The following is a 14,042-nucleotide window of genomic DNA, read 5'->3' as shown; positions in this document are numbered from 1 at the left end:
AAATGGCAAATAAGGTTAAATTAGGAATTATTGGTTTAGGAACTCAAGGATCCATGTATGCGAAATTTATAAAAGACGGTATGGTACCAAACATGGAAATTGGTGCGATTTGTGATATTGATAGGAGTAAAAAAGACGTTGCAAAAGTAGATTATCCAGAGGTTCCTTTCTATGAAGATTACATTGAAATGATGGAAAGTGGGGAAATTGATGCAGTTATCACTGCCGTTCCCCATTACCTTCACCCGGAAATGGGAATTGAAGCTTTGAAACGTGACATCCATGCATTAGTTGAAAAACCTGCAGGAGTATACACAAAACAAGTAAAAGAGTTAAACGAATACGCAGCTTCTAAACCAGAATTGACATTTGGAATTATGTTTAATCAACGGAACAACCCATTATACAAAAAAATCAAAGAAATCGTGGACAATGGCGAAATCGGTAAAATTCGTCGTACCAACTGGATCATCACGAACTGGTGGAGACCTCAACCTTATTACGATCAAAGTGAATGGAGAGCTACATGGGGCGGAGAAGGCGGCGGAGTATTAGTTAACCAAGCACCTCACCAATTAGATTTATGGCAATGGATTTGCGGCGTTCCAGAGTCTGTTTACTCTAAAGTTGCTTATGGGTTCCAACGCGATATCGTCGTAGAAGATGAAGTAACGGCCGTAGTGGATTATGGTGGTGGAGCAACAGGAACTTTTGTTACGGCTACACATGACATCATTGGAACCGACCGTTTTGAAATATTAGGCGATCAAGGGAAAATTGTAGTAGATGGAAGTAAAACAGCAACTGTCAGTCGATTGAAAAAACCGGAACGTGAATTGAGTGCAAGCATGGATTTTGAAGACGTGAAAAAATTATTCATGGGCCAAATGGATACGGATGAATTATACACTCAAGAAGTAATCGAATTTGAAAGCCCTTGGGGAGAACAACATGCAGGTGTATTAGAAAACTTTGCAGCGAATATTTTAGATGGAACACCTTTATTAGCACCTGGTTCTGACGGAATCATGGGAGTTCGTTTAGCAAATGCTATCCATTTATCAAGTTGGACAGGTGAAGAAGTTTCATTGGCCGATATGGATGAAGACTTGTATCTTGAAGAGTTAAATAAACGCATCAAAGAAGAGGACAAGTTTGCTGAAAGAAAGTCGAATGCAAGCAATTCTATTGTCTAAAAAGAATCAATGACAAGGAGAGAATATCTATGTTGAGGGTTGGTATAATTGGGTTAGGAGAAGTTTCAGCTATACACGTAAATGCTATTAATGCCAGTGAATTTGGCGAATTAGTAGCGGTATGTGATGTGGATCCAGATAAAAAAAGTGAATGGATGGAATTTCCTTTCTTTAGTGACATGGAATCAATGTTGCAAAAGATGGAATTGGATGTGGTACACATTTGTCTACCTCATTATTTACATCAGCCGGCTACAGCTTTATGTGTAGAGTATGGGGCTCACGTGTACTTGGAGAAACCATTAGCTATCAATTATGAAGAGTCCCTAAAACAATTAGAATTAGCAGAAAGTACGGATCGGAAAATCTGCGTAAGTTTTCAGAATCGTTTTAATAGAAGTTTTATGAAACTAATAGATATTCTTAAAAATGAGGATGTTGGAGAAATTACTTCGATAAAAGGTTTGGTCACTTGGTTCCGACCAGAAAGTTACTATACATCTAAGCCATGGCGTGGACGTAAACTGGAAGCAGGCTATGGTTCAATTATTAATCAATCGATTCATACATTAGATTTGATTCAGTTAATTGGTGGTGAGCTAAAAAGCTGTAAAGCTTCTCTATCTAATTTAACAGATTATGATATTGAGGTAGAAGACACAGCTAGTGCCACATTCACTTTTAAATCAGGAGTGAAGGCATTCTTTCATGGGACCAATGCCTACACAGAAAATTCTTCAGTGGAACTACAAGTCATTACTGAAAAAGAAAAATTCACGATCAAAGACAGTCGCTTATATTTTACGAATGAGGACGGACGAAAAGAAGTCATAGTAGAAGACGATCGTATTCCTGGATCAAAATTCTACTACGGAATGGGTCATCGGATTTTGGTTGAACGCTTCTACAAGAGCATCCATGAAAACACAGAAGACTATGTCCATGTGAGGGAAGCTATTCCTGCAATGGAAATGATTGAAATGATGGATCGCTCATCAAAAAATACTGGAAATGCACAACGAGTGAAAAGGGAGGAACTTTTACATGACACAACAAGTGAAAATCGGAGCACAAGGGTACACACTGAAGAAGCAATTCAGTGAATTAGGACCTTATGAAACATTAAAAAGAGTAAGCGAACTAGGATACAATGCGGTGGAAATTTCTCAAGTGGATATGACTCCAGAAAATGTTGCAGAAATCAAACGTGCTTCTGAGGAATTCGGAATGGAAATTGCTTCTTTATCAGCAGGATTGAAACCAATGATGGAAGGACAAGAATCTTTGTCTACTCATTTGGATAAAATTATTGCAGATTGTAAAACATTGAATGCAGATATCGTCCGTATTGGTATGCTGCCATTTGAAGCGATGGCGTCTTTAGACAAAGTATTGGAGTTTTGTCATGAAGCGAACGCGGTAGCCGAAAAAATGAAAGAACAAGGAATCAAATTGTATTACCACAACCACCATATTGAATTTGTAAAATACGATGGGCGTTACTTGTTAGATATTATCCGTGATGAAGCACCATTATTAGGCTTTGAACTGGATGTTCACTGGGTACAACGTGGTGGACGTAATCCAGTAGAAGTGTTAAAAGAATACGCTGGAAAAGTGGATTTAGTTCACTTGAAAGATTACCGTGTGGTTCCAATTCCACAAGAAGCGGTAGATGAGATACTAAAAGGAAACGCTGGAGATTTTATGCATGCCTTCACGAACAATATCGAATTTGCTGAATTGGGACAAGGAACATTAGACTTGCCAGCGATTATTGAACAAAGTATTGCAAGTGGGGCACGTTACTTATTGGTAGAGCAAGATGACCAATATGGACGCGATCCGTTTGAATGCTTGGCAGAATCTCGTGACTACTTGAAAGAAATAGGATATGCAGAATTGTTTTAACAAACTAACTAAGGAGACTAGGGATTGTTCCCTAGCTCTCTTTTCTATTGAGTGATGAATGAAAGGAAGAAAACTAAATGGCTAGTAAAGACGGTATGAACTATGCTCCAAAAGGAAAAATCAATCGTGTAGTAAAAGAAGGCGAATTTAACTTTGCTACAGCAGCTTTAGATCACGGGCACATTACTGGAATGACAAATGGACTATTAGAAGCAGGCGCGACATTAAAGTGGGTATACGATCCAGACGCAGAAAAAGTAGCTGCCTATAAAGAACAATTCCCACAAGTTCAAGTTGCAGACTCACTAGAACAAATTTTAGAAGACCCAGAGATTCATTTAGTTACGGCAGCAGCCATTCCAAATAAACGAAGCGCACTAGGCAACCGTATCATGAGAGCTGGAAAAGATTATTTTACAGACAAGACAGCTTTTACCACAATGGAGCAACTAGAAGAAACAAAGCGCGTTGTAAAAGAAACCGGACAAAAATTTTGGGTGTACTTCAGTGAACGGCTACATGTTGAAGGAGCTGTATTTGCAGGTCAATTGATCAAAGACGGAACGATTGGCGAAGTCATTCAAGTAACCGGTTTTGGTCCACATCGCTTAGATAAAAAAGTACGGCCAGACTGGTTTTTCAAAAAAGAACAATATGGTGGAATCTTATGCGACATTGGTAGTCACCAAATTGAACAATTTTTGTATTATACAGGAAATGATGATGCAGAAGTGTTGCACAGTAAAGTAGCCAATTACGCGAATCAAGACACACCTGAATTAGAAGATTATGGTGACGCTACTTTGCTTGGAGCAAATGGCGCTACCTTTACGTTTAAAGTCGATTGGTTTACTCCAGATGGCTTGAATACGTGGGGAGATGGCCGTGTATTTATTACTGGAACAAAAGGAACAATCGAAGTTCGTAAGTATATCGATGTTGCTCGTGAAGAAACAGGAGATCATTTGTACCTAGTCACAGCAGATGGGGAAAAACATTATTCCTTAACGGGAGAAGTAGGCTTCCCGTTTTTTGGTGAAATGATCAAAGACTGTATAAATCGGACTGAGGTAGCTATGACACAAGAACATATTTTTAAAGCGCAAGAGTTGTGTTTAATCGCGCAAGAAAAAGCAATGATTATCCCAACAAAAAACTAATCTAGTTCTGTTTTTTATCCTAAACTAAAAGCTGCATCAAAAAACCTTAATGAAGGAATTTTGATGCAGCTTTTGAATTGTATTCTATTTCACTCAAATTAAAGCGTTAGTGAGTTGATTAAAAGGTTTTGATCGTAAATGAATTTTTTTTCTGCACCTGCGTATACTATATAAACCTAACAGTAAAGGCTAGCTTAATAGTCTTTAATTGCAGATAAAGAAAAAAATCATTATACTTTAGTTTGGAAGCATAAAATAAAAGAGTAGTTTATGTGTTACATAATTTATATCATGGCTTGATAAGGAGAAAAAATGGATAAAAAAACAGGAAAATTATTGATTAAAAAGGCAAAAAAGAAGAGTAAATTTTATGAAGGTGTATTTGTAAATCCTATTTTTTGGGAAGTAAATGGAAAACGTTATTATATGGCTGGATTCACTGTAGGAAACACACCAAAAGCTACCGCTTATTTTACAACAGTTGGGGATGAAAAAAGAGAAGAGGCAGAAATTGCCCAGTCTTATTTATCGCTTTTTTCAGATACAAGTAATAATATTTTCCGTGTTGGCGGTGAACATTTAAAAATAGATACCGCTTATTATACGAAGCCGCTGGAAATCCCAGTAAATTCATCAGAAATTGCTGTAATTGAAGGACACGAATCATTCAAGCATCTATGGGAGGTGCAACAGAAATTCAACCAGCTGACGAATGACTATCACCGTTTTCATGATGGATTGTTGCAAAGAGAACAGTTAACACAAAAAGATATTGATCACAATATCGAAATAGTCAATTGGGTCAATCTTTATCAATACGAAACATTGTCTATCTTAGTGGATCAAAATAATAGACTACGAGCATATTTTGATTATTTAGAGACCACAAAAGAATGGAAAGATTTATCACGTGATCAGCGTACATTTGTTACTGGAATTACCAAGAATATTGCTAAAATGCAAGAAAATCGTCGCTCTTTAAATCTTATTGAATCGAACGATCCAGAAAAAATGTTTGCATTAAATTTAGAGAAAGCAAAAAGCGATCTTCGCATTGGGATTGAAAAACAAAAAGAATATATTCGCTATCCAAAATAGACAAAGAATACGAGTTAATGGAACAGAAGGGTAGGTAGCAATACTCTAAAATTAAAGTACTTGTATGATTTCTTAATCAATAAAAAAGCTTAATTTCTCAACAGACTAGTTTGAGAAATTAAGCTTTTTGAGGTATGAAAAATTACATTTATAGTAAAAATTGTTTTATTTTAGTAACTCCATTTTTTACATAGATACGTGGGTTGAATTGTTTAATAGATTGACTTTTAAAGAGGAATCTTCCAAAATAAGGAAAGAAATAGACGTTTGGTACCGCTAAAATACAGCAGTAAGGGAGATGGATCAGTCAATGGGACATACAGTAATACTTGCAGAGAAACCTTCCCAAGCGCAGGCTTATGCTGAGTCTTTTGGAAAATTTTCAAAAAAAGACGGGTATATTGTTTTAAATTCATCTAATGATGTGATTACTTGGGGATTTGGACACTTAGTCGAGTTGGCTTCTCCAGAGGAATACAAGGATGAATGGAAGAAATGGAACCTGAAAGAGCTGCCGATTATTCCTGAAATATTTAAATTTAAAGTAGGACAGGGAAAAGCCAAGCAATTTAATGTCGTAAAAAAATTGTTACAAGAAGCTGATCAAATCATCATCGCTACCGATAGTGATCGTGAAGGAGAAAATATTGCGCGTTCGATCATCAATCAAGCTAAAGCGGGGAATAAAGAAATTAAACGATTATGGATCAATTCACTTGAATCTGATGAAATCCAAAAAGGTTTTTCTGATTTAAGAGATGGAAAAGAATTTTACTCTTCCTACATTGAAGCCCAAACACGGCAAATAAGTGATTGGTTGGTGGGCATTAATTTATCTCGTATGTATACTCTCTCTTTGCAAAAAAAAGGCATCAATGAAGGGGTATTCAGTGTCGGACGCGTTCAAACACCGACGCTTTATATGATTTATACGCGCCAGAAACAGATTGAAAACTTTATTCCAGAACCCTTTTTTGAATTGCATGCAACAGTAAAAGCTGAAAATGGTTCATTTAAAGCTAGGTACAATAAGAAATTCTCAACAAAAAAAGAATTGCAAGAATTCATCAAAAAACACGATTTACTGGCTAGCAATCCAGGTGTAATTTCTTCTGTTGAAACTAAAAGGATATCACAGCCTTCGCCATTTCTGTTTTCATTAAGTGATTTGCAAAGTTTAGTAAACAAAAAATATAAGGTGAGCCCTTCAGATACATTGAAACATGTGCAGTCGCTTTATGAGGCTAAATTAGTAAGTTATCCCAGAAGTGATTGCAGATACATCACTGATTCAGAGTTTCGGTATTTGTTAGAAAGAATAGAAGGGTATCGAGGTATATTAAACCACACCATTAAAGAGCCAAATACAAGCAAACGAAAACGCTATGTAGACGGTTCAAAGGTTCAAGAGCATTATGCTATTATTCCAACTAAAAAAGTACCTACACAAAAAGCATTAGAGAAGCTACCATCTATTCAAAGAGAGATTTACTTTACTATTTTAAGGCGAACAATGGCTATGTTTGAGACGGACTATAAGTATGATGAAACAACTGTCACTGTAGACATTAAAACTGTTCCGTTTATAAGTAAAGGAAAGGTGATATTGGATAAAGGTTGGCAGCGATTAGAATATGGTGCAAGCAAAAAGTCGGATAAAGAAATAACTGGTGAATTACCGTTAGTAAAAAAAGGGGAGTCAGTAGAAGCAGATCTAAATACTTCAGAGGGATTTACTTCGCCACCGAAAACTTACACAGAAGGTACGTTGATTACCGCAATGAAAACTTGCGGCAAAGAATTAGAGAATGAAGAAGAAAAAGAGATCTTAAAGGCAACAGAAGGTATTGGAACAGAAGCAACAAGAGCGAATGTTTTAGAAACCCTTAAAAAGCAGCACTATATAGAGATTCAAAAAAATAATGTGACGGTTACTCAAAAAGGGGAAATCTTGTGCCAAGCTGTCGAAAATACCCTTCTAAGTAGTCCTGAAATGACGGCTAAGTGGGAAACCTATCTAAAGAAAATTAAAAATGAAAATGGTACTCAACAAGCTTTCTTAGCTAGTATTCAAAAATTTATTGCTCATACCTTAGATTCAAGTGCACAAGTTATTGAAAAGAACGATTGGTCGACTCATACCAAAAGTATCAGCCATTTGTCGCAGAAAACAATTGGAAAATGTCCAGTTTGTGGGCAGATGATGATTGATAAAGGAAAGTTTTATGGCTGTAGTGGCTATAGCAATGGTTGCACCTTCACTTTGCCCAAAAGGTACGTAGGGAAAACACTTTCTGAAGCAACACTTAAAAAGTTACTAGATATGAGAGAAACGCAGTTATTAAAAGGATTTAAGAAAAAAACTGGACAAACGTTTTCAGCTGCCCTTATATTGACAGAAGACAACAAGTTATTGTTTAAACCTTATGAAAAAACAGAAAAGAAATGAGAGCAAGGAAAAAGCAGTTCGTTTTGTTGCAACTAATGATTAAACAAATTGGATCGTAAAAATATCACTAAAGTTGGTTCTTCGTTAAATGATATAGATGAGTCTACCAAGAGTCAAAGCGGGAGTAATGCTTTGACTCTTTTAGTAGATAAAATTTCTTCCATAATGAGCTAGAACTCTTTTACCCTATAATTCACTCTGTATTTAAGTTCCGATTATGAGCTAGACCTCGTCTAGTGGATAAAAAGGATGCTTATTTGTATGAGATTGCGAGATAAACCTCTCTTATCTCATAATTCAGTCTATTTTTAGGTTCAATTATGAACTACAACTGCTTTAGCTCATAATCTCTTCTTCTTTTCGTACAGTTTTTTGAGGTAGAACTCTCTTACCTCATCCTAAACTGCTCAAAAAGTTTGTGATGTTCATTCATCATTACAAAAAAAGATAGAGTTTCATGTACATAAGGAATGCCACATGAAGTTCTTTCTTTCAAAATAAAATAGTTGCGTATAGATAGAATGTCATCTATATTAGTAAGAGTAGAAAAAAGAAAGAGGTTTAACTATGGACTATGAATCTTATGCAAAAGTGATGAAAGCTTTGTCTGATCCTAAACGTGTACAAATAATAGATATGCTTTCTAATGGTGAGTTATGTGCTTGCGATATTCTGGAGCAATTTGATTTTACACAGCCTACGTTATCTCATCATATAAAAGTTCTTTTAAATGCAGGTTTAGTTACAGTAGAAAAAATTGGAACATGGCATCACTATTCATTAAATGAAAAGTGTATTGATCAACTAGTATCTGATACTAGTCAACTTACTTCTGCAACTACACAGCAAATAGGAGGAGAAAATTCATGAAAATTATTGTGATTGGATCCGTTGCTTCGGGTACATCTGTAGCAGCTAAAGCTCGAAGAAATACAGAGGATGCTGAAATTGTCGTTTATGATCAAGGAAAAGACATTTCTTATTCAGTTTGTGGAATTCCTTATCAAATTGGTGGAGAAGTGGAAGAATTAAGTGACTTAACACCTAGAAATGCAGAGTGGTTCAAAAAGAGATACAATGTCTCAGTTTTCACAGAGCATAAAGTAACAAAGATTGATCATGCCCACAAACAAGTAGAAGTGACAAATCTTGTTTCTGGAGAAAAGAAAGTAGAAAACTACGATGTATTAGTCTTTGCGTCTGGGGCTTCTCCATTTACTCCACCTCCATTTAATCAAAAAGAGTATGATAATGTGTTCCAAGTTCGAAATATTCAAGACGCCCGAAATATTGGAGCTTATTCTGTTAAACAACCAAAAAAAGCGTTGATTATTGGTGCTGGATTTATTGGTTTAGAAATGACAGAACAATTGATTCATAAAGGACTGGAAGTAACAGTTGTTCAATTAGAAGATCAAGTGATGCCCCCAATGGACGCGGACATGACTTTCCGTGTAGAGGAGCATATGCGCGAGAAAGGCGTGAATTTGATCCTTAGTGATACTGTAAAAACGATTGAAGGAGAAACAACAATCGAGAAAGTTATTACGACAAATGGCGTTACAATTGAACCGGATATTGTTATCCTATCTGCAGGTGTACGGCCAAATACAGAATTAGCTAAAGAAATGGGAGTAGAACTTGGAGCTTCCAGAGCAATTGCGGTCAACAAAAAAATGCAAACCAATCTTCCAGATGTTTATGCAGTTGGAGATGTGGCCGAAAGCTTCTCCGTTATTACAGGAAAACCCATCTATCGCCCACTGGGCTCAACGGCTAATAAAATGGGTCGGATTGCTGGAGATGTTATTACTGGTGGCGATTTAGAGCATCGAGGAGTATTAGGAACAGGGATCTTTAGAATTTTTGATTTGCATGTTGGTCAAACAGGCTTAACCGAAAAAGAAGCAAAAAAAGAAGGTTATGATGTTGAAATTTTATATAATATCAAGCCAGACCATGCCGAGTATTTAGGTGGGAAAGAATTAACGATCAAGGCGTTAGCGGATAAAGAAACTGGTCGTATTTTAGGTGCGCAAGCTATTGGTCAAGGTGGCGTCGACAAACGAATCGACGTAATCGCAACAGCCATTACCTTTAAAGCAAAAGCTGAAGATTTATTTCATTTAGATTTAGCCTATGCACCACCATTTGCGACAACGAAAGACCCTATTCTTTATACGGGAATGGCGTTAGATAATGCCTTGAAACGCAATCCATTGATGACACCAGCTGATTTAGTGCAGCTTCAAGAGACAGGTGAGACTTTGCAAATCATCGATACACGTTCAAAAAAGGATTTTGAAAAGGCTCGAGTTAAAGGAGCGATTCATATTCCTCTGGCTGAATTAAGAGAGAGAAGTGCAGAGTTGGATCAATCTTTAGTAACAATTACCTACTGCAATAAAGGCGTTACAGGTAATGCTGCTCAAAATGTATTGATCCATCATGGATTTACAAAAGTGTACAACTTATCAGGTGGAAATAAAAATTATCAAAATTATCTCAAGATGATGAAACTAAAAAAATAATACAACACTCATAACTACTATTCGGGACAAATAGGAAGTTTCCTTTCTATTTGTTTTTTTGTGGTGTGAAAAGTAATGGTGTTAAAAAAGTAGTAAGCAAAAGAAAGGAACGAAATAATGTTTAATACGTTAAAAAAATATGGCTGGTTTTTTAAATTACGTTGGAAAAGCTACTCTTTTGGTGTTTCTGCGTTAATTATTTGTGCCATTTTACAAGTGATGAATCCTAAAATTATTGGGACAATTATTGACCATTTTATAGCAGGAACGTTAAATTGGAAGATATTACTTTTTTGGGTGAGTTTGATCCTTATTTTTGCCTTAGTTATGTATGCCTTACGCTATGGATGGAGAATGGCTTTATTTGGGAATTCAACATTAATTGAATCTATCTTGCGCAATCGATTGTTTTCATTTTTCACACGTATGGATTCAGAATTTTTCCACAAATACCGGACAGGTGATTTGATGGCACATGCCACAAATGACTTGGCAGCTATTCGATTTGTTGCAGCGGATGGTGTATTGACGTTGACGGATGCCTTATCATTAGGTGGTGTAACACTCTTTTCAATGTTCTTTTTCATCGATTGGAAACTAACACTAGTGTCAGTTTTACCTCTACCTATTTTGATCATTGTTTCAACGTATTTAGGGAAAATGATCCATGCACGTTACCGTGGTGCACTACAAGCTTTTTCATCAATGAATGACCATGTTCAAGAAAGTGTAACAGGAATGAAGGTCTTAAAAACGTTGGGTGAAGAAAAAGAAGATTTGTCTGCTTTTAAAAAAGAAACGCAGCATGTTGTCGATGAAAATCAACGTGTCTACAAATTAAAAGCAGCTTTAAATCCAAGTATAGAAATCGTCATGGGGCTAACTTATGTGATTGCTTTATTAGTTGGTGGAAATTATGTTCAAAGTGGACGGATATCGATTGGAGACTTAGTAGCTTTTATCAGTTATATAGGTATGATGCAGTGGCCGTTGCTCGCAGTAGGTGGACTAATCAATACCCTTGAAAGAGGAAGTGCGGCTTATGATAGAGTAGATGTTTTATTAGCTTATACTCCTTCTATTGTAGAAATGGAAAACCCTTATCGTCAAGAATTAGACGGAGATATTATTTTCGATATTCAATCGTTTACTTATCCAGATGATGAGAAACCTGTTTTAACAAATGTTTCTTTTCACTTAGCAAAAGGAAACATGCTGGGAGTTGTCGGCAGAACGGGTGCTGGAAAGAGCGCACTCTATAAATTGTTGTTACGCGATTACGATCAATATGAAGGTATGATTTCATATAACGATATTAATATAAAGGACTATGCTTTAGAATCGCTAAAAAAAGGCATTGCAATTGTCCCACAAGAAAACTTTCTGTTTTCAACAACCATTAGAGAAAATATCCGATTTGGGAATAAAAATTTAACGCAAGAAGAAGTTGAAAAATATGCAAAATTAGCGAATGTTCATGAAGATATTTTGCAATTTCCACAGGGATACGATACAGAAGTGGGTGAAAGAGGCGTTTCTTTATCTGGTGGACAAAAACAACGTATTGCTATTGCTCGTGCTTTAGCAGTGGAGCCAGATTGTCTGATTCTAGATGATTCTTTATCAGCTGTAGATGCTCACACAGAAGAAGCTATTTTAAATTCATTGAAAAAAGAACGAAGCAACAAAACAACGATTATTTCTGCTCACCGCATCAGTTCAATCATGAACGCAGATGAAATCATCGTGATGGAAAAAGGAAGCATTAGTGAACGTGGTTCTCACGAGCAATTAATCGAAACAAAAGGTTGGTACCGTGATATGTATCAAAAACAACAGCTAGAGAAAAAATTAGATGGGGAGGGGTTATAATGGACAAACAAAAACAAACGGCTTTTTCTACTAAAGAATCTTGGCGTATTTTACTTAGTCTATTTCGTTTTGCAAAACCCTATCAGTTCCTATTTCTCATTTCTTTTGTATTTCTAGCATTGGGTTCAGCTATCGCTGCGTATTTGCCCATTATTATTCAGCGTTACATCGATACGTATTTAGCCAATGGAACAGCAACAATCGAAATTACGGTACGTATAGTAACTTTTTATGGGATATTAACCCTTCTTAAAGCTGTATTTGCTTATGCAAAAGACTTTCTCTTTAACACGGCTTCAGAAAGAACCGTGGGCAATATTCGAAATCAATTGTATGAAAAGGTCGTTTTACTTGGCATGCGCTATTTCGATCAGACACCAGCGGGGACAGTTGTTTCCAGAGTAACAAATGATACAGAGACGATTAAAGAATTTTGGACTGTCTTTTTGACCATTGCTACTGGGGTGTTCAATGTATTGTCGATTACAATTGCTATGTTTGCACTGAACTGGAGAATGGCTTTAGTTTTTCTTCTATTCACACCGGTTATTGTTTGGATCGCAGGGATTTATCGAAAGAAGAGCACACTTGTGTACAGTCGTATGCGAAAAATCTTAAGTCAGTTGAATGCCAATTTAAGTGAATCCATTAGTGGGATGAGTATTATTCAAAAATACAACCAAGAAGAGCGGTTAGTAGATGAGTTCAATACGGTCAATGAAGAATATGTCGTTTCTCGTCGTTCTATGTATAGTATGAATGCTTTATTATTGGCGCCCGCAATCAATGTGATTGAATCAATCGCTCTAGTAGCGGTGCTGCTTATTTTTGGGTATCAAGATTGGACTCAAGGAAACATTAATATAGGGTTGGTATATGCGTTTACAGCTTATTCACGATCATTTTTCCAACCAATCAGCCAAATGATGAACAGTTTAAGTTCGTTACAAGATGGAATTGTGTCAGGGCATAGGGTTCAAGAGTTGCTGAAAAGTGAAGAACTTGCTCCGCAATCTAAGACAGGTACCACTGGTATGATCACAGAAGGCCATATTCGTGTAAATAACTTGAACTTCTCATACGATGGCAGTAAGCAAGTCTTGCGTAATATCAGCTTTGAAGTGAAACCAGGAGAAACGGTTGCCTTAGTCGGCCAAACGGGATCAGGAAAAAGTTCTATTATTAATGTACTGATGCGGTTCTACGAATATCACGAAGGAGAGATCACTATTGATGGTCACTCACTCAAGGATATGCCAATAGAAGGCCTTCGAACTAAAATGGGATTGGTTCTGCAGGATAGTTTCCTATTTTATGGAAATATCGCAGACAATATTCGAATGTACAATAGTGACTACACAGAGGCTGAAGTTAAAAAAGCTGCTGAGTTTGTTTATGCAGATGAGTTTATATCTGAAATGGAGCATGGTTACGCATCAAAGGTCATCGAACGTGGAGCAAGTTTATCTGCTGGAGAAAAGCAATTAATCAGTTTTGCTAGAACCATTCTGCGTTCGCCACGTATTCTAATTCTTGATGAAGCAACAGCTAATATAGATACTGAAACAGAAGAGAAAATTCAAAAAGGTTTGGCCAATATGCGCAAAGACCGAACGTCTTTAATCATTGCTCACCGATTATCCACTGTAAAAGATGCAGATCAAATTTTAGTTTTGAGTAACGGTGAAATTGTTGAAAAAGGGACTCATGATGAATTGATCGATAAAAAAGGAACCTACTTTGATATGTATGAACTGCAAACGTATCAAGAAAAAACTGGTGAAATGTAACTTTTAAATTGAATACCTAAAGAAAGGGCTGAGAT

At 36.5% G+C, this 14,042-nt stretch carries 10 protein-coding genes; all 10 read left to right on the top strand.

What is annotated here, in order from left to right; genetic code table 11:
• The first annotated feature begins 2 nt into the window (after nucleotides 1-2).
• Nucleotides 3-1,196, top strand: a complete 1,194-nt coding sequence (locus tag ABS916_RS08705) for a Gfo/Idh/MocA family protein (protein WP_350451511.1) — start codon at nucleotides 3-5, stop codon at nucleotides 1,194-1,196.
• Between the two features lie 29 nt (nucleotides 1,197-1,225).
• A complete protein-coding gene (locus ABS916_RS08700) occupies nucleotides 1,226-2,299 on the top strand; it encodes a Gfo/Idh/MocA family protein (RefSeq protein WP_350451510.1) in 1,074 nt (357 codons plus the stop codon).
• Nucleotides 2,241-3,107, top strand: a complete 867-nt coding sequence (locus tag ABS916_RS08695; protein ID WP_350451509.1) for a sugar phosphate isomerase/epimerase family protein — start codon at nucleotides 2,241-2,243, stop codon at nucleotides 3,105-3,107. Before ABS916_RS08700 ends, ABS916_RS08695 begins: the two co-directional genes overlap by 59 nt.
• A 77-nt stretch (nucleotides 3,108-3,184) precedes the next feature.
• The gene (locus tag ABS916_RS08690) at nucleotides 3,185-4,267 is read left to right on the top strand and encodes a Gfo/Idh/MocA family protein (RefSeq protein ID WP_350451508.1); all 1,083 of its coding nucleotides are present in this window, start codon (nucleotides 3,185-3,187) and stop codon (nucleotides 4,265-4,267) included.
• 312 nt (nucleotides 4,268-4,579) lie between these two features.
• Entirely contained in the window at nucleotides 4,580-5,365 is a 786-nt protein-coding gene (locus ABS916_RS08685) for a hypothetical protein (RefSeq protein ID WP_350451507.1), read from the top strand.
• 310 nt (nucleotides 5,366-5,675) lie between these two features.
• Nucleotides 5,676-7,814: a type IA DNA topoisomerase gene (locus ABS916_RS08680; protein ID WP_350451506.1), complete on the top strand. Its 2,139-nt coding sequence runs from the start codon at nucleotides 5,676-5,678 to the stop codon at nucleotides 7,812-7,814.
• 567 nt (nucleotides 7,815-8,381) lie between these two features.
• Nucleotides 8,382-8,684: an ArsR/SmtB family transcription factor gene (locus ABS916_RS08675; RefSeq protein ID WP_089976601.1), complete on the top strand. Its 303-nt coding sequence runs from the start codon at nucleotides 8,382-8,384 to the stop codon at nucleotides 8,682-8,684.
• The gene (locus ABS916_RS08670) at nucleotides 8,681-10,345 is read left to right on the top strand and encodes an FAD-dependent oxidoreductase (RefSeq protein WP_350451505.1); all 1,665 of its coding nucleotides are present in this window, start codon (nucleotides 8,681-8,683) and stop codon (nucleotides 10,343-10,345) included. Before ABS916_RS08675 ends, ABS916_RS08670 begins: the two co-directional genes overlap by 4 nt.
• Nucleotides 10,346-10,462: 117 nt before the next feature.
• Nucleotides 10,463-12,217, top strand: coding sequence for an ABC transporter ATP-binding protein (locus tag ABS916_RS08665; protein WP_350451504.1), 1,755 nt, complete (start codon nucleotides 10,463-10,465; stop codon nucleotides 12,215-12,217).
• Entirely contained in the window at nucleotides 12,217-14,007 is a 1,791-nt protein-coding gene (locus ABS916_RS08660) for an ABC transporter ATP-binding protein (protein WP_350451503.1), read from the top strand. The genes ABS916_RS08665 and ABS916_RS08660 overlap by 1 nt, the downstream gene beginning before the upstream one ends.
• Nucleotides 14,008-14,042 lie beyond the last annotated feature (35 nt).

It is taken from the genome of Carnobacterium sp., assembly GCF_040274945.1.
Taxonomy (GTDB): domain Bacteria; phylum Bacillota; class Bacilli; order Lactobacillales; family Carnobacteriaceae; genus Carnobacterium_B.
Note: the sequence above shows the minus strand (reverse complement) of the source record. Positions and strands in the feature narration are given on the sequence as shown.